This is a genomic window from Chroococcidiopsis sp. [FACHB-1243], from assembly GCF_014696895.1.
GTDB lineage: Bacteria > Cyanobacteriota > Cyanobacteriia > Cyanobacteriales > Chroococcidiopsidaceae > Chroococcidiopsis.
Genome location: NZ_JACJQX010000023.1, coordinates 94,593 through 115,447, shown reverse-complemented (window position 1 = coordinate 115,447; position 20,855 = coordinate 94,593). Strand labels below are relative to the sequence as shown.

Here is a 20,855-nt window from a genome sequence, read left to right as displayed (position 1 = left end):
ATCTCTGCTCGATCTTTGACTTTTTGTGGTACATCCGCAGTTCTCAAGTTTAATAGAGTTTTGTCTTGCTCACGAGTCAGAAATACCCTTAAACGAGCGCCCATTTTACTCGCTTCCCTAATACATTTGTTCTGCGTCTTTTCCAGATTTATCTATCTTTACATAGTTTGGTTTTTTCATGACAGCTTACTTATCTCTCCAATAAAAATTAGACAATAGAGTACACACAGTAAAAATTAGTATGTGTTCTAATTAACAACTGCTTGTGACAATTTATCCAGCCTATCGGTTGAGGAAAAGTACGATGACGTACATAACTATTGAATAAGGCAATAAAATATGGTGTCCATGTCGTTCCTTCTCCCCGTTCCTACCGCGATACTAGTTGGTGGGAATTTTTTTTAAGCTGCTTATTGAAGATTCAGCCAATTGCAGGATGAGTAGAAGCTGACACCAGGGCTACACTAGACAAGCTTAGATGTAGTAGGTGAGTTTATGCATGAGGTGTCAGAAGAGAATGCAAAGGCTGCTGAGGAACACGCCATAACCTCACAGAAACAGGCTAAGTCTACAAGGGAAACTGGAAAGCTCTTACAACAACTTGGAGAGCCACAGAGTACACACGGAGAGTTAATCGAAAAATACGGTAATGCGGCTCAAAAACACGCTGATACTTCGCTGAAACACGCCCAGGCTGCTCGGAAGCAAAATGAGAACTCAACAGAGGAATTTGTCAAAGCTTCGCAGGAACACGTTAAGCAAAATCAGGAACACCTAAAAGCAACCAAGGAATACATGAAGGTAGTTAAAAATTGGAAACTTCGGAAGCGAAACAACGAGCATCTCAGCTAACCAATCTCAGCTTGAGAAATGTCCCGCTACAGCTATGTGCGGAATTCCGCAGATGTGGTGACGCAAAGGTGACGCAAAGGTGACGCAAAAAATCGGCTGCAAGCTAGACTAGGCGAGCATTACAGCCATTATGGTGACGCAAAATAAAAAGGTGACGCAAAATTTTGCAGCATCAGCCTTTTTTGTTTTTACTGTCGAAGAAGGGGTGAGGCATGATGTAGAACCAGTCTTTTTCGACAGGGAAGCCCAACCGCAACACTATGTAGATATCTCCCATAGCTGAGGAGATTATCTTGTCATCGCCAGGAAATGTCTTCAGCAATTGGTCCACTGTTAAGGGGTTGTGTTTGGTGCTGAGCAGTAACCTTTCGACCCTGGCTGTTTTGCGGAATGCCTCGAAGATTTCCAGCTTGTGTTTCTCCAAGCCAAGAAGCACCTTCTTGTTTGGAGCTTTCAACGACAGTACCCTGAAGCTACCGTCCAACTGCTCAAACCAATAAACAGTGATAGCGCCTGCCAACTCTGTTGCTTCCACATAACGTCTGGAGTCCCAACCCAAATGTTCTTTTGCTATCTCATAAGCCGAGGCAAAAGTTTCATCCTTGGTTATGTCCAACTCCGTCGCTCGGTAAGGTCGTTTAATCATGGAAAAACTCTTATTGCCCCTGTCTCAACTATAAATTGATTCGAGGGATGTTCGTGGAAATTTGCGTCACCATTTAGATTTGCATCACCAAAATGGCTAGAAAGCTCACACAGTAAAAGCCTTAGCGAAAAAATTTGCATCACTTTTGCATCACTTTTGCGTCACCTTTGCGTCATTAACTTTTGTAACACATCAGGTTAAACGTCCTTTAGGTTTGTAGGAGGAGGTATCATTAGCTGGAGCTACTCGGCGCAGTCCTTGAATGATAGCTCCTTGTTTGTTTTTATCCGACTTCTTGATTTGAGGGTTTAGTTCTTCTAATTTTGGTGCAAGGCATCTCGAAGCTTTCACATAATCAGGGCTTTGGTCGTGCCACCTCAGCACTTTTTTGCTGCTGTCCAGTTCGCAAATCCCCTGCTTGGCATACCATTCCAGCAGTGCTATCCAGATTTCGTTGAGCAAGATTTCTGCACCAGGCTCGACGACAAATCCACTGTCATCTAGGAACTGGTAGAGATGGTTGGAGTCATAACGTAGCTGCTGCATTTCATCTTGGATTGGGCAGTAGTCAATACCTTCATTCATCAACTCCAACAACGCCGCTAGCACTTTGTTTAAGAATGCTGGCATCACTTCTTTACAGAGAAATTCTCTATCATACTTAAATCTTGGGTCTGCTAGTAATTCTCCACGGCTGAGGTCTGGTCTGGTCTTAAAGACTTTCTCCAGCTTCAGGATTGCGTATCGCGACTCAATAGCTTCGCTTCCTCCAGTAACCTGCGGTAGTTTATTGAAGTTGAAAAAGAATATAGCTTTGGGGTTGAAGGCTTTGGCATCTACGTTCTTCCTTTCACATTGGAGCGGGTCGCCAGTAATCGCGGCTTTTAAACTCTCCAACCCGTCTATTCTTTGAAATCCGGTATTCTCACTACACCAATTAATTTTGGAGTGGATTAGTCCGCTCAAAGCAAAATACCTGCCCTGGTCATACTGCCTAAAGGCGCTCATAGAGAGCGAAGTCATACCTTGATTTCCGAACAACAATTCTACCATCGTTCTTAAGGTGTCCTTACCATTAGCTCCACCACCAACCAATAACAATGTTTTTACCGCTCTACCTTTGTATCTTCTTACAGTGTCGATGTCCAGTGCAGCAGCTACCGTTCGCAAGAATATCGACTTTTGTTTATCCTCTAGCGCAAGTAAAGCACGGTCGCATTCGGATTCGTCAGCATTCAGATTGCGCTCAAACAGCGGCTCATAAGTACAGTAGATAGTTGGAGTGTGCGGTATCAAGTCCCAATAAGCAACATTGTCTTCCCAATTGAGCTTTACATATCCATTGGTACAGTTTAGAATTCCATCGTCTACCTGGTTTGGGCTGACATATAAATGTATTGCGCTCCAGTCTTTTACTCTAGTTACTGCCGCTGGGCTAGCCAGCGGATACACCATCAAATCTTTTTTAGCATCATAGACAGCGTAGTTTCTACAGTAGTGACCTATTCTTTTCAGCTCTGAATCTAAATCAACCTTCTTGTAGTACTTGCCTGTCCAGCGATAAAAATCGCCTCCAAAATAAATTGTCGGGTCTTGGTTCCCCTCGTATAAATCTCGAAAAGCTTGTTCAACATGAGGAATTTCAACGCCGCTTTCACTCTTCTCTAAATCTTGGAGGTAGCCTTCAACTCGGTTCCTTATAGTTTTGGGTGACAGCGAAGAATCCCTTGGCTCTTTGCTGGCGCTTCTCCAAACATTTTCTAGTTCTGTTTCGTCTAGCTTGTCTTTGCCTTTGCATTTTTCCGAGAACTGCCTCAGCAGCTCCATCGGTTCATCTTCGTCATAGGAGTAATAATTATCCTCTAGCCAATCTGCAATAGCTTTGATTTCTACTGCGATTTTAAATGCAGTACCATTCCGTTCGCCCTCTTTAACTCCTTTGTCGAGTAGCTTGCGCGTGTTTCCTGGTAAGATTTGCCGGATGGGAATTATTATTCCATCGGTATCGCTGTCTTGTGTTTCCTCAACTTCGTTCTCTTCAGTAACCTCTCGATGTACACGAGGGGGTTTCTTCTGCTCCCTTGGCTTGATAGCCGAGCGCAGTTCATCGAATGTGTAAGTTTTATCGCTGACCTCGACAATTTTGGAAGGACTATAGATAAATCGATTAGCTTCTTGGTCGTAGGATACGTGGTAGCAGCCAGCTAACCGCATGAGCCTAGAGGGATTTTTACATTGCTTGTCCAATCCAAGTTGCTCAATTAAATCTAAAGTTAATTCTTTCCAATCTTCCGTACTAATATATTCGCTGGGGCTGAAGGCATAATACCCATGTAGTGATTTGCCACCGCTCCATACTGCTAATGTTAGTGGTAGTCCTAGTTGCGCCCACAATCTTTGCTGTTGCTCTAGTCCTTCAACTTCATCCGATTCACCAAAGAGAGCATGGCATCTTGTAACTGATTGGTCATCATGTGCGCGATTTGGAACAATATAAATTCCGTATCCTTTACATTGCAACTCTGCGATTTTGTCTAAGTTTATGTTCCCTGCTTGCATCTCAAATCTTTCAGCTTTGCTACCTTGGGGATGCTTTTTGCAGGTGATTGCTCTTAGAAAGACCGTTTCGTGTTTGTCGGTATAGCCTAGAGCTTTGAGGTGTGCGTGAATCTGCTGAATGTCTAGTTGTGAAGCTGTTACAGATTCTTTACATTCCGAAACATTACCTGTGTCTTGTGTCATAATTTTCCTAGTAGTAATCGAAAGTGATTGCTCGAACGTGAAATTTATTTTTCTTCTGAACCTCGCGTACCAGGCGGGGTTTATCAATTTTTATGACGGATTAAGGAGTGATTCAATTCGCTGCTCGATTTCTCTCCTTAAATCCTGCTCGTGTACTACGTGCCAAAAAGCCTGCTCCCAAGTGGTAGTTGGGTTAGGCTTTTCTACCGATGGTCGATTGTTCTCAGACATGATACATTTGAACTCCTAAGAAATTTTGATGGTGTGGGCAGGAGTTCACAGCTCTTGCCTATTTTTGCTTTGTTATGCTGGTTTGTTCGGGTTGTATTTCAGTGCTTTGGTCAGCAGAGATTCACAAGTATGTGCAAGCGACCATTGATTCTTGGCTGCTCGTTTTCTCAATAGTTCCATTACCTGTGGTTCGAGATAGATTGTCGTCCGTTCTTTAACTTGAGCTGACATAATTTTGCAGTTGAAATATAGAGGTAATTTACGTCACTTTATATCTATATTGTGGCATACAAAAACTAGATTTTTTGAGCCGCACTTTCAGGCAAACACTAATGCTTTCTATGTAAAAAGGCAGAAAAAGTATCAAACTCAAAACAATTCCGGTAATGAAGCTTGAGTAACTAAGCCTGTATAATGCCGATAAAGCACTTCTACGTTATGCCCTGTAATTGCAGCCGTTTCTACAGGCGTTAGACCATTCTGTAAGGCGTGAGAAACAAAAGTAGCTCTACAGTTGTTCGGTCTTCTGTAGCGCACTCCTGCTAACTTTAAAGTCTGTTTCCAAACTCTATTGGCGAAATTATCTTCATCTATTGGTCTGCTTGTTGGAGTTGTGAAAATTAGCTCGTTATGATTTTGGGTGCAATTGAAATTTAGTAATTCCCTGAGTCGTTCGTTGATGGGAATTATCCTGGCTTTGTAGCACTTAGCTGGTCTGTTCTCCCCATGCGTCAAACACTCACCTATCCAGATTCCTGACTCTGTTATGTGTTCCCACTTCAACGCTCTGGCTTCACCAGTCCGCACACCTGTTAGCAGTAAAAATTTTACAAATTGGACGTAGTGAGGGTTTACTATAAAAAGTGCCTCTAGAATTGCTTGCACCTCGGTCTTGGTGAATGGTGTTACTGGCATCTTGGGATGAGGCTTAATGCCTCTAATTGCTGCGTCTAAATATCTATTCTCAATTCCTTTCCACTCCAAGCAAGCACGTACAAGCCTTAGCCTTTCTTTTACGGCTTTGAGTTGACATTGCTTCTTGAGATATCCGATTAATTTAGCGATGTCAACTTCGCTCAAATTTGTTGCTAGTTTGTTTCCTATGCCACTATCAGTTATGTGTTTGGCTAAGGCGTGATATTTTCCTAGAGTCCTGCAATAGACTTGCGACTCCTTAAACACAATAAAACCTGCAAACAGACAGCTTAGAGTTGCTGCTGCTTCAGGTTTGTTTTTATAACGAGTTAGTGAGGGGTCGAAGCCGTTTGTAGCTAAATCAAATTCTACTTGCTTAGCTATCAGTGCTGCTTTTTTGCGGTTTTCTCGCGTGTCACTTAAACCTGGATGGAACGCTTTCTGTCTCCCATCTAAACTAAATCTTAGTCTAATGGCGTTGCCTACAACCTCAACGCTGCAAGTACCATGACAGGATTTCTTTCTCTTTTTCGCCACTTTTAGTACACCATAAGATAGGAGTAAAAGTAGCGGCATCACTTAGCTGGTAGGTGTTTCAGCCTACGTTGACATCGTAGAGGTCACTGGTTCGAATCCAGTTACGTCCATAAGCCGAAACTCCCTCCAGCAGAGGGTTTTGTCATTTCTATCCTTTGCAGTTGGAACGAACTCATTCTTAATAAGCAACGCCAAATTGGTTATTTTTAGGCATGGCTGGAGCCAAAATTGAGATAAGTTCGAGATACGAATTTCCAGAGTAATGAGGCAAGTCTCAGCAGTCATTGCTGCGGTTCCAATCTTTTATCAGTGCTATGCGAATTATGGAAAGCGATCGCCAAACCCTAAAATGGTTAAAAGCGATGAAAGCCAATGGTGCGAAAACTTACGACGGGAACTCGGCGATCGTCGAAGCTTTGGGACGAAGAGAGATTGCTTTAGGCTTAGTCAACAATTACCAAAGACGAGCCTAACTTTCCTGTAGCAATCCACCACACGCAGGGCGATGCAGGAGCGTTAATTAATGCCGCAGGCGTAACAGTGTTGCAAACGACCGACCAAAAAAACAATGCCCAGAAGTTTGTTGCTTATCTACTCAGTCAAGAAGCGCAACAATTTTTGACGCAACAATTTTACGAGTATCCGCTTGTACGGGAAATTCCAGTCTCCCAAAAACAAGTTCCCCTACAACAGCTGCAACCTCCCAAGATCGATCTCAGCCAATTATCCGATTTGAAAAGAACGTTGGGATTACTTCAGGAGGCGGGATTGTTGTACTGAAAATGTCTCTTACAGCGACGCTGCGGCTGCCTCTTTAGTGATGTTAGTAGTTTCTATAGGCTCGACGTTACTATTGTTATCTCAAACCAGTTGGAGAGAACTAATTACTGAAACCCCTATTTTAGGAAGTAGATTAGAGGAAAAGTCAAAAGTTAAAAGTCAAAAAATAGGAGACAGGAGAGGACAAGGAAACAGAGGAGCAATTACCAATTACCAATTACCACTACTCATTAAAATATGAATTGGGAAATATTTCTAGGAAGTTTTGCCGGAGCTTTTATTGAGTTCGTTGAAATTTTGGGAGTCGCGCTCGTTGTTGGTAGGGTAGCAGGTTGGCATAATGCGCTGCTGGGTACAATTGGCGGAATTAGTCTAACAGCGATCGCCTCCCTCGTTTTAGGCAAAAGTCTGACGCTCATTCCTCTCGATTTGCTCAAAATTGTCGCAGGAGGATTTTTAATCACCTTTGGACAAAAATGGACGCGATCGGTGGTGCGATATTATGGTGGTATCCTCAAACCAAAAGATGACGAAGACGAACAGTTAAAGCAACAACTACAGACAGAAGTATCATCGGGTTGGAATTGGTTGGCAATCGTCACAACTTTTAAAAGTGCGCTGCTGGAAACTTTGGAAGTTGCGATGGCGATTGTGGCGCTAGGCGTAGCGGCAGGAAAATGGTTAGATGCGATCGCGGGAGCGGGAACTGCGGGATTGGGATTGCTGGGATTTGCTTTTCTGCTGCGCCATCCCCTAAATCAAATTCCCGTGAAGCTAATGAAATTTTTCGCCGCCATATTGTTGATGGGATTTGGCATTTACTGGTTAGGGGAAGGACTAGATTTCCACTGGTATACGGGTAGCTTGGCAATGCTGTGGTTGCCTTTGGTTTGGGGTCTACTGATGGTTGCTGCGGCTTCAATTCTGCGCTGGCGGACGGGATTGCAGGAACAAGAAAAGGCGATCGGATAAATCTCACGCAAAGACGCAAAGTCGCCAAGGTTGCTTTGCGTCTTTGCGTCTTTGCGCGATCCAAATCCATATCTGTACTATTTTGCTAACTTCTCAAAATCGTAAAGTAACCTTATCTTAGTTTTCTCTTAATGAGTTAGTAGAAAGATGAACAAGGGAATCCGTGCAGATGAAACACTTGTTACGTGCAGCCCAAGCTGAGTATGTCAAATTGGAGAAACCTTTGACTGATGCAGAAGTAGGTAGTTGGACTCGATCTGAAGTTTAGGTGAAGGTAGCGTATTTACAATTAGTTTATCTGTTATACATACTTTTCTATAACATGCTTCCAAATCGAGTAAGCTTGACCGTTTAAATGCACTCCATCTAGCGTGTAACATTCCTTTAGTTGATGCTGTTCGTCCGAGAGATAAGAATATAAATCGACATAGGTGAGTGAATATTCTGTTGCTAGTTTTTGGAGAGCAGAATTTAATTGTAAGATCTCGCGATCGCTGACATTCAACCCAGATTTAGCCCGATTGATTGGCAAAACACTTTGAATAAATACTTCCGTATTAGGACTGCGATCGCAAATCTCAACGATAATCTTTTGATAATCTACCAAAATTTCTACTGCCGCTCGCTGGTAATGAATAAAATTGTTAATTCCAATCATTATGAAAATTTTGGCTGGCTGAGAACTCACAATGTCCTCAAGACGATTTAACACTCCCATAGTAGTATCGCCAGAGATACCGCGATTTTTAACATGAGGATTTTCTAACAACTCAGACCATTCGCATTCATCAGTAATACTATCTCCCAAAAACACAATATCTGAATTGAATATTGGTGCAAGTTGGAATTGACTAACTCTTTGCAAGTAATAGACCGGATTAGCAACTTGAAGACGAAGGCAATCGCGCTTCTTTTTAAGCCTTGAAAATTTAAGCTGTAAATAAGAAATACCACCTTTTTTAGCGATAAATAATGTTGTTAACACTAAACATAGAACATTAAATCCGAGAGAAAAAAATAAAATTTTCATTGGTAATGGGTAATGGGTAATTTGTTGATGTTTGACAGTAAACGCGGCACTACGCTCGTAAACGCGCGGCGCTACACTCCGTGAAGACGGTTGCTCCCCTGCTCGATCGCTCGATCGCTCCCCGAGAACTGATTCAAAAACTCTATAAGTAGTAGGATGACATTGAGAAAAGAAAAGCTACAGAATCTAACGAGTAAAGATAGAGAGCAATTTGCTCGGGTTGGTTGGCTTGGAGATTGTGTTGTAGCTGTTTCTCCCAATTTGCATATGATTGAGACTTCTAGATCTGCTCGTCGTACTTGGTATTATCCAGTACTTGGCTCGATAGCTGCATTAGGTGTTAGTGTAGGGACTCCCGAAGTAGCCTTATCGGTTCCGTGGACAGAATTATTCCAGCAAGGAACGCAAGTCATCCAACTTTACAGGATTTCTGACCAAGATGAAGTAGAGTTAGGCAAGCAAATTAACCAACAACTCCTTAACACTCAATTTCAACCCGTGCGCGATCGCTCCTTAAACGACAAAGTTAACCGCATCGGTCAAAAATTAGCTCAAACTAGCTCTCGTCCCAATATTCCCTATACCTTTCAAGTAGTACAGGATAAAAGCATCAATGCTTTTGCCACTGCTGGGGGTTTTGTTTACGTCACCACAGGCTTACTAGAAGCCGTAGACAACGAAGCACAACTTGCTGGCGTGTTGGCTCACGAAATCGGACATATTGCGGCGCGTCATACAGTAGAGCAAATGCGACAAACTGCGATCGCTCAAGGGTTAGCCAATGCCGCGGGAGTCGATCGCAACAAAGTCGTAGCCTTGGGAGTTGAACTCGGCGTGCGCCGTCCCCGCAGCCGTCAAGCAGAATTTGAAGCAGATCGGCTGGGATTTGAGAATATGCAACGAGCTGGCTACGACCAAAATCAGATGATTGCCTTTCTAGAAAAATTACGCAGCCAATCTTCAGTCCCAGCCTTTTTGAGTACCCACCCAGCCACCAGCGATCGCATTGCCAGACTCCAAGGCGACGACGACGATTAACAGCGACCAGTGACCAGTGACCAAAACAACTAACACCCGACTCCTGTACGGGCGGGTTTAGCAAAAGAATCATGGCTGACGGCAATAGATCTTCGCTCAAAACCCGCCCCTACGACTTCCAATCCTTCACTACTCACTTCATCATGCAAAATCTCTGGTACAAAAACGCGATCGTCTATTCTCTCGATGTCGAGACATTTATGGACTCGGACGGCGATGGAGTGGGTGATTTCCCAGGACTGACCCAAAAGCTAGATTATCTTGCAGGGTTGGGAATCACTTGTTTGTGGTTGTTACCTTTTTATCCCTCGCCTAACCGCGATAACGGCTACGATGTGATGGACTATTACAGCGTCGATCCTCGGTTGGGGACGTTGGGTGATTTTGTCGAGTTCATGCACAAGGCGAGGGAACGGGGAATTAGAGTCATAGTCGATCTTGTCGTCAACCATACATCGATCGCGCATCCTTGGTTTCAAGCTGCAAGGAGCGATCGCAACTCCAAATATCGCGATTATTATGTATGGTCGGACAATCCCCCGCCAGCCGATCCCAAGCACATTGCTTTTCCCGATGTGGAAGATAGCCTTTGGGATTATGACGAGCAAGCAGGAGCGTATTACCTGCATCATTTCTACAAAGAACAACCAGATTTAAACATTGCCAACCCAGCAGTGAGGGAAGAAATTTGTAAAATCATGGGCTTTTGGTTGGAGTTGGGGATTTCTGGCTTTCGGATTGATGCTGCGCCTTTTTTAATTATGGGAATTGGCATTCCCGAGGCAAAGGCGGAAGACTTAGAAGAGTTTTTGATCGACATGCGAGCATTTCTCGTCTCGCGGCGAGCTGATGCGGTTTTACTTGCTGAAGCTAATGTCGATGCAGACCAAATTCCCGTATATTTTGGCAATGGTGACAAAATGCAATTGCTATTCAGCTTCCTGTTGAACCAGCATATGTTTTTGGCATTGGCGCGACAAGATGCAGCGACTCTGATTGACGGACTCAAGACTTTACCCGACGCTCATCGTAGCTGTCAATGGCTCAACTTCGTCCGCCACCACGACGAATTAACGCTCGATCGCCTCAACGAATCCGAAATCCAAGAAATCTTTCAAGCTTTTGCTCCCGAAGAAAATATGCAGATGTGGGGGCGAGGAATTCGGCGCAGGCTACCACCCATGTTTGGGGGCGATCGCCAGCGAGTAGAACTCGTCTACAGCCTGCTATTAACCCTGCCTGGTACGCCAATGCTGCGTTATGGCGAAGAAATTGGCATGGGTGACGATCTCTCTTTAGAGGGTCGCGGCAGCGTTCGCACGGTGATGCAATGGTCAAGTAGAGTAAACGGTGGATTCTCTTCTGCACCAGCAGACAAATTAGCGCGTCCGGCGATCGCCACAGGAGAATACGGCTACCAAAAACTCAACGTGACTTCCCAACAGCGCGACCCTAATTCAATTCTCAGTTGGATGGAACGGGCGATCCGCACCCGCAAGCAATATCCAGAATTTGGCTCTGGTAAGTGGGAAATTATCGCTACAGAGGAACCAAGCGTATTTGCTCACAGTTCTCAACACAATGGAAATACAGTTATTGCCGTTCATAATCTATCCGCGCAGTCATGCACTATTAGCTTGAAATCGGCAGAATACCCGCATCTGTTGGATGTATTTAGCGATCGCCCCTACGAACAAATGGATTGTAATTCTCAAGCGATCGAGGTGTCGGGTTATGGCTATCGTTGGTTCCAGGTGAATTAAATAAATTTGAGCGATCGCGGTGCGTCCCTACTCCCTACTCCCTACTCCCCCAATGGCAAAAATCGGATATCACGCTTCCCACGAACAATTCAAGCCTAGTGAATTGTTGCAATACGTGCAAATAGCTCAACAAGCAGGCTTTACCCATGCTCTTTCCTCCGACCACTTTCACCCTTGGAGCGAACAACAAGGTCAAAGCGGTTTTGCTTGGTCTTGGTTGGGTGCGGCGATGCAAGCGACTCCTGCATTAAATTATCGCGTGGTCTGCGCCCCAGGACAGCGATACCATCCGGCAATTATCGCTCAGGCGGCGGCTACATTAGCAGAAATGTTTCCCCAGCGTTTTTGGATAACTGTAGGTAGCGGTCAGGCACTTAATGAAGCTATTACAGGAGATAAGTGGTTATGTAAAAGCGATCGCAATACTCGCTTAAAAGAATGCGTCGATATTATGCGGGCTTTGTGGCGCGGAGAAACCGTGACTCACAGAGGTCTAGTTTGCGTTGAGGAAGCAAAACTTTATTCGCGTCCCGAAATGCCACCCTTAATTATCGGTGCTGCTGTTACGGCTCAAACTGCCGAATGGCTGGGAAGTTGGGCAGATGGGTTAATTACGATTTCTCGTCCACCAGAGAAACTCAAACAAATCGTCGATGCCTTTCGTCGGGGTGGGGGAGAAGGTAAACCCATGCTGCTGAAAGTTCAGCTATCCTACGATCGCGACGAGGATATGGCAAGGCAAAAAGCTCATCAGCAATGGCGCAGTAATATTTTCAAAAATATTCTCATGACTGAATTGCGATCGCCCCAGCAATTTGATGCAGCTGGCGAGTTTGTCAAACCAGAAGAAATGAACGAACACGTTCGCATCTCTGCCGATCCGCAGCAACATATAGAATGGTTGCAGCAAGATGTAGAGTTGGGATTTGATGAATTGCTGCTACACAACGTCAACTGCGAACAGCAACAATTTATTCAGGTTTTTGGCGAGAAAGTGTTACCCGTGTTTGGTCATTAAATTTATCCATAAATCATCACTTTTAGCTTTAAATTTTTGCCGATCTATAGAAAGATATAGAAAGCTCATTTGACTGCCTTAGCAACCCTGAATGGTTCATCACAACTGTCATTCGTCACTAGTTGTCTCCCAATGACAAATGACAAATGACAAATGACAACCTAATTGTGAGGTTTTCCATGTCTAGTGAAATTAAAGAATCGGAAGCGATCGCCCGTTTAGCAGCAATAGAGGCACAATTAGCACAAATGTCTCAAATGCTATCAAACTTGGGCGATCGCCTCGCTCGGTCGGAAGACAATTTTCTGCTAGTAGCTGATGTCTACCGCTACAAAAAGCTACAAGAATTGCTAGCTGCCGGAAATTTCCATGCAGCGGACTGGGAAACGATTCGCCTCATTCAAGCTGTGACGGGAGAGTTAGAACTAGAATCCATTACCCCGGAACAAATCAGAAGTTTTCCCTGTAACGAACTACAAGTTATCGATAATCTGTGGTGCAAATATAGTAACGGTCGCTTTGGCTTTAGCGTCCAAACGCGAATTTATCAAAGTATTGGCGGCTCTATAGAAACTACAATTAACCAAGATTATCAAATCATTGAGTCCTTTGGCGATCGCGTCGGCTGGCGATCGAATCGCAAATGGCTCAAATGCGACGATCTTGACTATACCCTCACAGCACCCATTGGTTGCCATCCCTCCCGCTGGTGGAATTCTCCCTTTGGGGCAAAAATGACCAACTATTTCTTCAATCGGTTAATCACCTGCCAGCTTTAACCGTGCTTTCTCATTCCTTTGGACAAATAAGCTAGCAAGAATACAGCGATCCCAGCCATCCCCAAGTAAGAGTAGGATGTAGCGAACGTTGCTGCTGTACCAATTGCCAGCAAGCCGATTAAGCTAAATTTTAGTTTAGGGGGCATATTCGCTCTTACTACTCCGTCTCTCGATCTCTTTCTGCCTTGAGTTGGCGAACGCACTCTTGTCCCAACCCCACGGCTAAACCTACGCTAGCACCAACCAAAACATATTTGTTTTGCATTCCTTCATAATGTTTCCCCTCAAACCTCAACTGATTAAAGTCACGTTGACCAATTCTCGCCGCAGCTAGACCAACGACTGCACCGATTGCGGCAGTTACTACAGATGAAAAGATAATTGCTTTGAGGTTCATGGGAGAGTGGTAATTGGTAGTTGGTAGTTGGTAGTTGGTAGTTGAGTGGTGTGTAGCAACTGATAACTGACAACTAATACTCGTATTTTGTCAAGATCGCTGCATGTTATGCCAAAAAGTGACAAGATAATTCATAAATTAGAATTTGTCATTTGATAATTGATGTAGGGGCGGGTTTTGGGCAAAGATCGATCGTAACCAACCGTGAATCTGTTGATATAGGGGTGGGTTTTGGGCAAAGATTGATTGCTTGGACTGGTAAATCTGTTGCTAAACCCGCCCCTACGATAACCGTGAATCTGTTGCTAAACCCGCCCCTACGATAACTGAATAACTGATGCAATACATTCTAGGATTAGATCTAGGCACGACAGGAAATCGAGCAATTTTATTCGATGCTGAAGGTGCGATCGCTGGTCAAGCCTATAAAGAACTGACGCAATATTATCCTCAACCTGGCTATTTAGAACACGCTCCTGAAGAGATTTGGCAGGATACTTATACTTGTATACAACAAGTTTTCAAACAAATAGGTGTTTCAGCAAGTGCGATCGCGGCAATTGGGTTATCGGTGCAGCGAGAAACCTGTTTGTTGTGGGATAAGACAACAGGTAAACCCTTGCATAAAGCAATTGTCTGGCAAGATCGGCGTACCGCGTCTATGTGTCGGCAATTACAAGCAAAAGGACAAGCAAAGACAATTCAAGCACGGACTGGATTGATTGTCGATGCCTACTTTTCGGCAACTAAATTTGCGTGGTTGCTCGATTGGGTACGGAATCAAAATCTAAATTTGGATAATATTCTGGCTGGGACGATCGACACTTGGATCTTATGGAAATTAACGGGTGGCAAGATTCACGCTACCGATCGGAGTAATGCCAGCCGCACGATGTTGATGAATCTAGCGCAAGGAAATTGGGACTCGCAACTACTCGATTTATTTCAGATTCCCGATCGCCTCATGCCGCAAATTCAGCCTAGTTTGGGCATGTTTGGCGAAACCGATCCGCAACTACTGGGGGAAGCAATTCCGATCGCAGCGGTATTTGGCGATCAACAGGCAGCGCTATTTGCCCACGGGTGCGATCGCTCTGGTATGGTGAAATGTACGTATGGGACGGGATGTTTTTTAATCGCCCATACAGGTGAAGAACTGACGCGATCGCATCACCAGTTATTGTCAACTGTTGCCTGGACGCAAGTTTTAGCAAACGGAAGAACGGCGACGAGTTACGCTTTAGAAGCGGCTATGTTTACGACAGGTGCTTGCATTCAGTGGTTGCGAGATGGTTTGAAGCTGATCGATTCAGCTGCCGAAACCGAACACCTGGCGCGCCAAGTTACAGATAATAACGGTGTTTACTTCGTCCCAGCATTAAGTGGATTGGGTGCGCCTCGGTGGGATATGAGCGCCAGGGGTGCTTTTCTGGGAATTACAGGCGGCGTACAGCGCGAACACATGGTTAGAGCCGTTTTAGAAGCGATCGCCTATCAGGTAAAAGAGGCGATCGAGGCGATGAATCGAGATTCTAGCAAAGCGATCGAAGTGTTGAAAGTTGATGGGGGGGCTTGTCAAAATGACTTTTTAATGCAGTTTCAAGCCGATGCACTCGGAATTCCGATCGAGCGTCCAGTCGTGTTAGAAGCAACGGCTCAAGGTGCAGCCTTTGGTGCTGGATTGGCGATCGGTTATTGGACTGATTATCAAAAGTTGTGTCGCAGTCGGAAAATCGACCGAATTTTCGAGCCAGGAACGGGTGCAGTTCAAGCACAGGAGAATTTTCACACTTGGCTTAAAGCTGTCAACCGCGCTCAGCATTGGATTGATGAATCTCATCTCTGAGTTTATGCTCTGATTTGTTGTTGCGATCTTTGAGCGATCCCAGTTCTTGATTTGTCAAACTAGTATTAAGTATGAGTGGAGCGAAAAGCGATGCTAGAAGATACAAAGGAGATAGCAGATTTTCACGCTCATGTCTATTACGATCGCCAAAGTCGCGAAGTAGCAGCGCGTGTACGTGAAGAATTGAGTACAAAATTCGACGTGAGGCTTGGGCGCTGGCATGACAATCCTATTGGTCCCCATCCCAAACCTATGTATCAAGTTGCCTTTTTACCAGAACAGTTTGGTGCGATTGTTTCCTGGTTAATGTTGCATCGTCAAGGATTGGATATTTTAGTCCATCCAACAACAGGTAATGATGTTGCAGACCATACAAAACATGCTCTATGGTTGGGAGAAAAGTTAGAGCTAAATATAGAATTTCTTCGAGCCATTAAAACGACTTAATTTTAAGAGAAAATACAAATTTTAGAATACAGATAAACTCAAAATGGTCATATTATATCAATTTGATATGCTGACATTTGCCTGTTTTACATCAAACGAATTTAACCAGTAATGAGTAGAATTGGCATGGCTTTTGCAGAAGGTTTAATCGCCTTTATTGCTACAAATATCGATGATATTATTGTCTTGCTACTCTTTTTCTCTCAAATAAATGCTGATTTTCGTCGTCGGCATATAGTTATCGGTCAGTATCTCGGTTTTACAACTATTGTTTTGGCTAGCTTACCAGGTTTCTTTGGTGGTTTAATCGTACCGCGAGAATGGATTGGTTTATTAGGACTCTTGCCGATAACAATTGGGGTTAAGCAACTCGTGGATCGCGACACAGAAGCCGCACAAGTACAAACAGTAATCAGCTTTGAAAATTCGAGCGATCGTAATCCCACATTTTCTTTTCTTTTAAGTCTTCTGAACCCTCATACTTATAAAGTTGCAGCAGTAACAGTTGCTAATGGTGGCGATAATATTAGTATCTACGTTCCGTTATTTGCTGGTAGTCAAATTGCTAGTCTAGGGATAATCCTTGCTGTATTTTTTTCGATGGTAGGAGTTTGGTGTGCGATCGCCTATTTATTAACTCGCCAACCCACCATTGCCAATCTTTTAAGTCGTTACGGTCAACCGATAGTTCCTTTCATATTGATTGGCTTAGGTTTATTTATTCTGTATGAAAGAGGCACATTCGGGCTAATATTTTCAGCTTGAACTAATAATATTTAAGCAATTTTAAGAATTTATTTGCTGATATCGCGCTTGAAGCTCCTCAATCGAAAATAATGTCCGAAACTTCAATCCTTGCGCTGCATATAACTCAGCACCACCTTGTTTTCTATCTACCAACGATATAACTTCCTCAACTTTGTAACCCGCCTCTCTCAATCTTTCAACTGCTTTCATTGCCGATTGTCCAGTCGTGACAACATCTTCTAGAACCACAACCAAAGCACCATCTGGTAATACTGGACCTTCAATATAGGCTCTCGTACCATGTCCTTTAGTTTCTTTACGAATAATCAAAGCTGGTATGGGACGATTTTCAATCGCAGAAACCACACTCACGGCACTAACAATGGGATCGGCTCCCAGTGTCAATCCTGCCACTGCTTGCGTGTCTGGTGGTAGCAGAGATAATAACAAACGACCGATCGCCAAAGCACCTTGAGGATGTAACGTAACTAATTTGCCATTAATGTAATAAGAACTGCGTTGACCAGAAGACAGGACAAAATCACCCTCTTTGTAGGCAAGTTGACAGAGTAGATCGAGTAGTTCTTGGCGTAGTGCAGTTAAATCGGTTGTCATAAATTGAGGGAACAGGGAGCAGGGAGCAGGGAGCAGGGAACAGGGGGGAGAAGAGAGCTAAGGGAGCAATTCTAGCCACTAGTCACCAGCTACTAGTCACTCTCTACTAATAACTGATAACCGATCGCTAATTGATAAAACGGGGAAGAATAGGCTAAGACTGATGCAACAGTTCAGTATAAATCAAAATTGCAACAGTATAGAGGACATTCTATGCCCATCAAATTCAACCGCTTCAGTGCTATTCTACTCGCGATCGCTGCTGTCTCTGGATTTCAGGCTAGCGCGATCGCCCAACCAAGCAACCGTACTCTTGCCGATCGCTTTGAGCAAGCGATGTTCACTAGCGGTCGTGATTTCTTCCAAAATCGTTCCTTCGGACGACAATTTGATTGGCTGTTGGGAACAAACGGATTTCCCGACAACGAAATTAATCGCGATGCGAAACGGACTGATGACCTGTACCGCACTGCACTAGAGCAGCAAGTCTCTAGCGATCCGGTCATCCGCACGCGAGATCTGCCCAATCCATACAGAACTTCAGTTTTGGAGTCTAAGAAGTCTAGTAATCCAAAGTAATCTGCCAGTCGGGAATCAATACTGCTAGGTTAGAATTCGATCCCTCCAACCTCCCTTAAAAAGGGAGGCTAAAGACAGCTTCATTTCCCCCTTTTGAAGGGGGATTAAGGGGGATCTTCCAAAGGCTGTGCAATCATAACCGAGAAGTATTGAGTCGGGAATAGGGGAGCGCTCTAAATGCCCACATGCAATCATAGATTCTGTAGCGATCGCCACTCATTACCAGTAGCCAGTCTGGTAATTTCTGCTTGGTAGTTTTTGCTGAGTGTTGACCTTTAAAAATCCAGGGTGCAGGAGTTGAACCTGCCTAACGCGAATTATGAGTTCGCTGCCTCAACCGCTCGGCCAACCCTGGAGGAGTTTATATTGTAACTTAGATTGTCAAGGTAAACTGTTTAGTCTCAATATTTAATATCGCCACAAGACAAATAGTACATAATTTACATAACCGCAATGATATAACTAGCTCATTCGTTAGTAAAAAGCTGGTGTAAGGAGTCAATGCTTTGGATTAAGCGAGCATCATTAAGAAAAGTCAATTCAACCGTCGCCCTGACGTTGATCTTATTGCTTCTGATGTTGATCGGGGGTTACATAAGTGCAATCTGGGGATATGCGATCGGACATGAAGCGATTGAAGGCGTAAATCAACCCGATTCTCGTCCCGCCGGGAAAATCGGATTTCGCAAAAATAAGTCTCAACAGCAGCAAGGCGTGGTGATGCTCAAAGAAGCCGATGTCTTAGCTGCCGTAAAAGCTAGAATTGACGGCAAAGGAAAAAAAGCCAAGCCGGAGAAGCCGTTAATTGAAAATCCGCAGAACGACAAGCGATCGTCTACAAAATCAAAGTTGGTGGCTGAGAGCGAGTCTTCTCAGCTTGGATTTCCGATGATTCATAAAACCGAAGGAGTGTCATTAGAAATTGCATCTGCACGTTTTTCTGGCGGGGCATTACAGTTGAAGATGAACTTCAAAAACGAAGGAGATAGAACCGTGAGGTTTCTATCTAGCTTTTTAGACGTAACCAACGAACGAGGACAGACACTCAGCGCCAACACGGAAGGCTTTCCTGAGGAATTACCAGCTAACGGCAAAACTTTTGCCAGTACGCTCAGCATTTCCACTGCTCTACTCGACAACGTACAGAAAATTTCTTTACATCTGACCGATTATCCCGAACAGCGATTGCAGTTACAAATGTTAAATATTCCTGTAGTTAGGTAAATAACGGGACAAGGGGACAGGGGAGACAAGGAGGACAAGGGGGACAAGGGGGACAAAATCAAGTCGCAATTTACACTCTTACGCTGCGCTACACTACCCCTACGGGATCGCCTCGCTACGTGTTAGCCTCTCGCGTTGCGTTCAACGCAGTGTAGCGCAGTGTTTAGCGTTACGCAATTCGCAATTAATGACTCCCTACACCCTACACCCTACACCCTACACCCTTTTCCGACTCCCGACTCCCTCCATCAAAGATGAGTGCTTTCCCTCCCCTGAATTGGGCAGATATTTGGCTCAGATTGTTATCTGTGCTGTTGTTGATTGCCATTAATGCTTTTTTTGTCACGGCTGAGTTTTCCCTTGTTTCCGTGAGGCGATCGCGGATTTATCAGTTGGTAGAAGCGGGAGACTGGCAAGCGCTGACAGTGCAATCGCTACAGCGCAGTCTCGAGCGCGTCCTCTCTACTACCCAACTCGGGATCACTCTTTCTAGTCTTGCCTTGGGTTGGATTGGCGAGAGTACGATGGGCGTACTGGTTGCTGCTTGGCTAGAGTATTTACCCCTATCTAGGGGAGATCGCGCTTTCGTTACCCATGCAATCTCAATAACCGTTGCTTTTTTTCTAGTTGCCTACTTGCAAATTGTGCTGGGAGAATTGTGTCCCAAGTCAGTCGCGCTGCTCTACTCCGAGCAACTAGCGCGGTTGTTGGGTTCACCCCTCAAAGCGATCGCCCGCATTTTTACGCCCTTTGTCTGGATTCTCAACCAATCTACGCGCTTTCTGCTGCGGTTGGTGGGTATTCAATACACGGGACAAGCTTGGCGACCACCAGTTACTCCCGAAGAGTTACAACTGATTATTTCTACCGAGCGAGAATCGACTGGCTTAGAGGCAGAAGAACGAGCGTTACTGAATAATATTTTTGAATTCGGTACGGTCAAAGTTGGGGCAGTCATGGTACAGCGCCCGCAAATTATTGCTTTATCCATGAACGCTACGTTGCAAACTCTATTGCAAGCAGTTGCGGCTACGGGACACTCTCGCTACCCCATTATCGGTAAATCGTTGGACGAAGTACGGGGCATTATTCACCTCAAAGACCTAGCAGAACCACTCGCTCTAGGAAAAATTTCCCTATCAACAGAAATTTATCCCTGGATGCGTCCTGCCCAATTTGTACCGGAACACACCTCATTAGGCGAACTTCTGCCCGTTATGCAGCAAAGCTTGAGACATTCCATCCGTGCGGAACGAGCCACGATTATAGTTGTCAACGAGTTTGGCGGAACCGTAGGACTAGTCACGCTACAAGATTTAATTGCCGAGATTATTGGCGATGCAGGGGCGATAGAAAGCATCGATGAGCTGTTGATCCAGAGTTTGGACGATAGAACATACTTGGTACAGGCACAAATGAACTTAGAAGACCTCAACAAGTTATTGAATTTAGATTTACCTCTGAGACAAGATTATCAGACCTTGGGAGGATTTATTTTGTATCAACTACAAGAAATCCCCGCCGTCGGCACAACCTTAAATTATCAAAACCTGGAATTTACTATCGTTTCTGTTGAAGGACCCCGCCTTGACGAGATTAAGATTCACCTTTTGCAGGGAGCGGGGAGCAGCGAGCAGAGGAAAGAGAGCTGAGGGAGCTGAGGGAGGGAATACCACGCACCACGCACCACTCACCAC

Annotated in this window: 23 protein-coding genes and 2 tRNA genes; 15 read left to right on the top strand and 10 right to left on the bottom strand. The window is 44.5% G+C overall.

The window, feature by feature from the left end:
• The first annotated feature begins 495 nt into the window (after positions 1–495).
• Positions 496–852 (top strand): hypothetical protein, encoded by a 357-nt coding sequence (locus H6G17_RS18280; RefSeq protein ID WP_192159532.1) that lies wholly within the window; start codon positions 496–498, stop codon positions 850–852.
• A 172-nt stretch (positions 853–1,024) separates the two neighbouring features.
• Here the strand turns inward: H6G17_RS18280 and H6G17_RS18275 are convergent, their stop codons facing one another.
• The 5 genes from H6G17_RS18275 to H6G17_RS18255 form a co-directional block, all read right to left on the bottom strand.
• Positions 1,025–1,498, bottom strand: coding sequence for a hypothetical protein (locus H6G17_RS18275; protein WP_192159530.1), 474 nt, complete (start codon positions 1,496–1,498; stop codon positions 1,025–1,027).
• Positions 1,499–1,690: 192 nt separating this feature from the next.
• Positions 1,691–4,240, bottom strand: coding sequence for a DUF5906 domain-containing protein (locus H6G17_RS18270; RefSeq protein WP_192159528.1), 2,550 nt, complete (start codon positions 4,238–4,240; stop codon positions 1,691–1,693).
• A gap of 90 nt (positions 4,241–4,330) precedes the next feature.
• Complete coding sequence (locus H6G17_RS18265; RefSeq protein ID WP_192159527.1) at positions 4,331–4,471, bottom strand: hypothetical protein; 141 nt, start codon at positions 4,469–4,471, stop codon at positions 4,331–4,333.
• A 72-nt stretch (positions 4,472–4,543) separates the two neighbouring features.
• The gene (locus H6G17_RS18260; RefSeq protein WP_192159526.1) at positions 4,544–4,702 is read right to left on the bottom strand and encodes a hypothetical protein; all 159 of its coding nucleotides are present in this window, start codon (positions 4,700–4,702) and stop codon (positions 4,544–4,546) included.
• A gap of 138 nt (positions 4,703–4,840) precedes the next feature.
• Complete coding sequence (locus H6G17_RS18255) at positions 4,841–5,923, bottom strand: tyrosine-type recombinase/integrase (RefSeq protein WP_192159524.1); 1,083 nt, start codon at positions 5,921–5,923, stop codon at positions 4,841–4,843.
• Between the two features lie 20 nt (positions 5,924–5,943).
• On the opposite strand from H6G17_RS18255, the gene H6G17_RS18250 reads away from it, so the two are divergent.
• The 4 genes from H6G17_RS18250 to H6G17_RS18240 all read left to right on the top strand — a co-directional run bounded on the left by H6G17_RS18250 (position 5,944) and on the right by H6G17_RS18240 (position 7,675).
• A tRNA-Val gene (locus H6G17_RS18250) sits at positions 5,944–6,033 on the top strand.
• 204 nt (positions 6,034–6,237) lie between these two features.
• A complete protein-coding gene (locus H6G17_RS32730) occupies positions 6,238–6,396 on the top strand; it encodes a hypothetical protein (RefSeq protein ID WP_199316825.1) in 159 nt (52 codons plus the stop codon).
• A 67-nt stretch (positions 6,397–6,463) separates the two neighbouring features.
• Positions 6,464–6,703: a hypothetical protein gene (locus H6G17_RS32725; RefSeq protein WP_199316824.1), complete on the top strand. Its 240-nt coding sequence runs from the start codon at positions 6,464–6,466 to the stop codon at positions 6,701–6,703.
• A gap of 237 nt (positions 6,704–6,940) precedes the next feature.
• On the top strand, positions 6,941–7,675 hold the full coding sequence (locus tag H6G17_RS18240) for a COG4280 domain-containing protein (protein WP_192159522.1): 735 nt from the start codon (positions 6,941–6,943) through the stop codon (positions 7,673–7,675).
• A gap of 301 nt (positions 7,676–7,976) precedes the next feature.
• Here the strand turns inward: H6G17_RS18240 and H6G17_RS18235 are convergent, their stop codons facing one another.
• Positions 7,977–8,705, bottom strand: a complete 729-nt coding sequence (locus H6G17_RS18235; protein WP_192159520.1) for a GDSL-type esterase/lipase family protein — start codon at positions 8,703–8,705, stop codon at positions 7,977–7,979.
• A gap of 267 nt (positions 8,706–8,972) precedes the next feature.
• Here H6G17_RS18235 and H6G17_RS18230 point away from each other — a divergent pair, with 267 nt between their 5' ends.
• The 4 genes from H6G17_RS18230 to H6G17_RS18215 all read left to right on the top strand — a co-directional run bounded on the left by H6G17_RS18230 (position 8,973) and on the right by H6G17_RS18215 (position 13,303).
• Positions 8,973–9,743, top strand: a complete 771-nt coding sequence (locus H6G17_RS18230; RefSeq protein WP_192159518.1) for a M48 family metallopeptidase — start codon at positions 8,973–8,975, stop codon at positions 9,741–9,743.
• A 143-nt stretch (positions 9,744–9,886) separates the two neighbouring features.
• Entirely contained in the window at positions 9,887–11,506 is a 1,620-nt protein-coding gene (locus H6G17_RS18225; RefSeq protein WP_192159516.1) for an alpha-amylase family protein, read from the top strand.
• A 52-nt stretch (positions 11,507–11,558) separates the two neighbouring features.
• Positions 11,559–12,524 carry a TIGR03885 family FMN-dependent LLM class oxidoreductase gene (locus H6G17_RS18220; protein WP_192159514.1) on the top strand — a complete coding sequence of 322 codons (966 nt, stop codon included), beginning with the start codon at positions 11,559–11,561 and terminating at the stop codon, positions 12,522–12,524.
• Between the two features lie 146 nt (positions 12,525–12,670).
• Positions 12,671–13,303, top strand: coding sequence for a GUN4 domain-containing protein (locus H6G17_RS18215; RefSeq protein WP_242038467.1), 633 nt, complete (start codon positions 12,671–12,673; stop codon positions 13,301–13,303).
• Here H6G17_RS18215 and H6G17_RS18210 read toward each other — a convergent pair.
• Together H6G17_RS18210 and H6G17_RS18205 are read right to left on the bottom strand one after the other, a co-directional pair.
• A complete protein-coding gene (locus H6G17_RS18210; RefSeq protein WP_181245547.1) occupies positions 13,300–13,449 on the bottom strand; it encodes a hypothetical protein in 150 nt (49 codons plus the stop codon). The two genes, H6G17_RS18215 and H6G17_RS18210, sit on opposite strands and share 4 nt — an antisense overlap.
• 11 nt (positions 13,450–13,460) lie before the next feature.
• Entirely contained in the window at positions 13,461–13,700 is a 240-nt protein-coding gene (locus H6G17_RS18205; protein ID WP_192159512.1) for a hypothetical protein, read from the bottom strand.
• A gap of 337 nt (positions 13,701–14,037) precedes the next feature.
• Between H6G17_RS18205 and glpK the strand changes: the two genes are divergently transcribed.
• From glpK to H6G17_RS18190, 3 genes are all read left to right on the top strand, one after another.
• Positions 14,038–15,546, top strand: coding sequence for a glycerol kinase GlpK (glpK, locus tag H6G17_RS18200; protein ID WP_192159510.1), 1,509 nt, complete (start codon positions 14,038–14,040; stop codon positions 15,544–15,546).
• A 90-nt stretch (positions 15,547–15,636) separates the two neighbouring features.
• Positions 15,637–15,993: a DOPA 4,5-dioxygenase family protein gene (locus tag H6G17_RS18195; RefSeq protein ID WP_192159508.1), complete on the top strand. Its 357-nt coding sequence runs from the start codon at positions 15,637–15,639 to the stop codon at positions 15,991–15,993.
• Between the two features lie 111 nt (positions 15,994–16,104).
• Positions 16,105–16,758 carry a cadmium resistance transporter gene (locus tag H6G17_RS18190; protein ID WP_192159506.1) on the top strand — a complete coding sequence of 218 codons (654 nt, stop codon included), beginning with the start codon at positions 16,105–16,107 and terminating at the stop codon, positions 16,756–16,758.
• Between the two features lie 21 nt (positions 16,759–16,779).
• Here H6G17_RS18190 and pyrE read toward each other — a convergent pair whose 3' ends face one another.
• Complete coding sequence (pyrE, locus tag H6G17_RS18185) at positions 16,780–17,355, bottom strand: orotate phosphoribosyltransferase (protein WP_192159504.1); 576 nt, start codon at positions 17,353–17,355, stop codon at positions 16,780–16,782.
• Positions 17,356–17,568: 213 nt separating this feature from the next.
• Between pyrE and H6G17_RS18180 the strand changes: the two genes are divergently transcribed.
• The gene (locus tag H6G17_RS18180) at positions 17,569–17,934 is read left to right on the top strand and encodes a hypothetical protein (protein ID WP_192159502.1); all 366 of its coding nucleotides are present in this window, start codon (positions 17,569–17,571) and stop codon (positions 17,932–17,934) included.
• Between the two features lie 282 nt (positions 17,935–18,216).
• On the opposite strand, the gene H6G17_RS18175 is transcribed toward H6G17_RS18180, so the two are convergent.
• A tRNA-Ile gene (locus H6G17_RS18175) sits at positions 18,217–18,289 on the bottom strand.
• 146 nt (positions 18,290–18,435) lie between these two features.
• On the opposite strand from H6G17_RS18175, the gene H6G17_RS18170 reads away from it, so the two are divergent.
• Together H6G17_RS18170 and H6G17_RS18165 are read left to right on the top strand one after the other, a co-directional pair.
• The gene (locus H6G17_RS18170) at positions 18,436–19,158 is read left to right on the top strand and encodes a hypothetical protein (RefSeq protein ID WP_192159500.1); all 723 of its coding nucleotides are present in this window, start codon (positions 18,436–18,438) and stop codon (positions 19,156–19,158) included.
• A 254-nt stretch (positions 19,159–19,412) separates the two neighbouring features.
• Positions 19,413–20,810: a hemolysin family protein gene (locus H6G17_RS18165; protein ID WP_192159498.1), complete on the top strand. Its 1,398-nt coding sequence runs from the start codon at positions 19,413–19,415 to the stop codon at positions 20,808–20,810.
• The last annotated feature ends 45 nt before the right edge of the window (positions 20,811–20,855 follow it).

Bases quoted from the DNA above. Each gene is read 5' to 3' on its own strand.
- H6G17_RS18195 (WP_192159508.1), top strand. From the start codon at position 15,637: ATGCTAGAAGATACAAAGGAGATAGCAGATTTTCACGCTCATGTCTAT.
- H6G17_RS18190 (WP_192159506.1), top strand. From the start codon at position 16,105: ATGAGTAGAATTGGCATGGCTTTTGCAGAAGGTTTAATCGCCTTTATT.
- H6G17_RS18220 (WP_192159514.1), top strand. From the start codon at position 11,559: ATGGCAAAAATCGGATATCACGCTTCCCACGAACAATTCAAGCCTAGT.
- glpK (WP_192159510.1), top strand. From the start codon at position 14,038: ATGCAATACATTCTAGGATTAGATCTAGGCACGACAGGAAATCGAGCA.
- H6G17_RS18210 (WP_181245547.1), bottom strand. From the start codon at position 13,449: ATGCCCCCTAAACTAAAATTTAGCTTAATCGGCTTGCTGGCAATTGGT.
- H6G17_RS18270 (WP_192159528.1), bottom strand. From the start codon at position 4,240: ATGACACAAGACACAGGTAATGTTTCGGAATGTAAAGAATCTGTAACA.
- H6G17_RS18265 (WP_192159527.1), bottom strand. From the start codon at position 4,471: ATGTCTGAGAACAATCGACCATCGGTAGAAAAGCCTAACCCAACTACC.
- H6G17_RS18235 (WP_192159520.1), bottom strand. From the start codon at position 8,705: ATGAAAATTTTATTTTTTTCTCTCGGATTTAATGTTCTATGTTTAGTG.
- H6G17_RS18165 (WP_192159498.1), top strand. From the start codon at position 19,413: ATGAGTGCTTTCCCTCCCCTGAATTGGGCAGATATTTGGCTCAGATTG.
- H6G17_RS18230 (WP_192159518.1), top strand. From the start codon at position 8,973: ATGATTGAGACTTCTAGATCTGCTCGTCGTACTTGGTATTATCCAGTA.
- H6G17_RS32730 (WP_199316825.1), top strand. From the start codon at position 6,238: ATGCGAATTATGGAAAGCGATCGCCAAACCCTAAAATGGTTAAAAGCG.
- H6G17_RS18180 (WP_192159502.1), top strand. From the start codon at position 17,569: ATGCCCATCAAATTCAACCGCTTCAGTGCTATTCTACTCGCGATCGCT.
- H6G17_RS18280 (WP_192159532.1), top strand. From the start codon at position 496: ATGCATGAGGTGTCAGAAGAGAATGCAAAGGCTGCTGAGGAACACGCC.
- H6G17_RS18170 (WP_192159500.1), top strand. From the start codon at position 18,436: ATGCTTTGGATTAAGCGAGCATCATTAAGAAAAGTCAATTCAACCGTC.
- H6G17_RS18215 (WP_242038467.1), top strand. From the start codon at position 12,671: ATGACAAATGACAACCTAATTGTGAGGTTTTCCATGTCTAGTGAAATT.
- H6G17_RS18225 (WP_192159516.1), top strand. From the start codon at position 9,887: ATGCAAAATCTCTGGTACAAAAACGCGATCGTCTATTCTCTCGATGTC.
- H6G17_RS18275 (WP_192159530.1), bottom strand. From the start codon at position 1,498: ATGATTAAACGACCTTACCGAGCGACGGAGTTGGACATAACCAAGGAT.
- H6G17_RS18260 (WP_192159526.1), bottom strand. From the start codon at position 4,702: ATGTCAGCTCAAGTTAAAGAACGGACGACAATCTATCTCGAACCACAG.
- pyrE (WP_192159504.1), bottom strand. From the start codon at position 17,355: ATGACAACCGATTTAACTGCACTACGCCAAGAACTACTCGATCTACTC.
- H6G17_RS18205 (WP_192159512.1), bottom strand. From the start codon at position 13,700: ATGAACCTCAAAGCAATTATCTTTTCATCTGTAGTAACTGCCGCAATC.
- H6G17_RS18240 (WP_192159522.1), top strand. From the start codon at position 6,941: ATGAATTGGGAAATATTTCTAGGAAGTTTTGCCGGAGCTTTTATTGAG.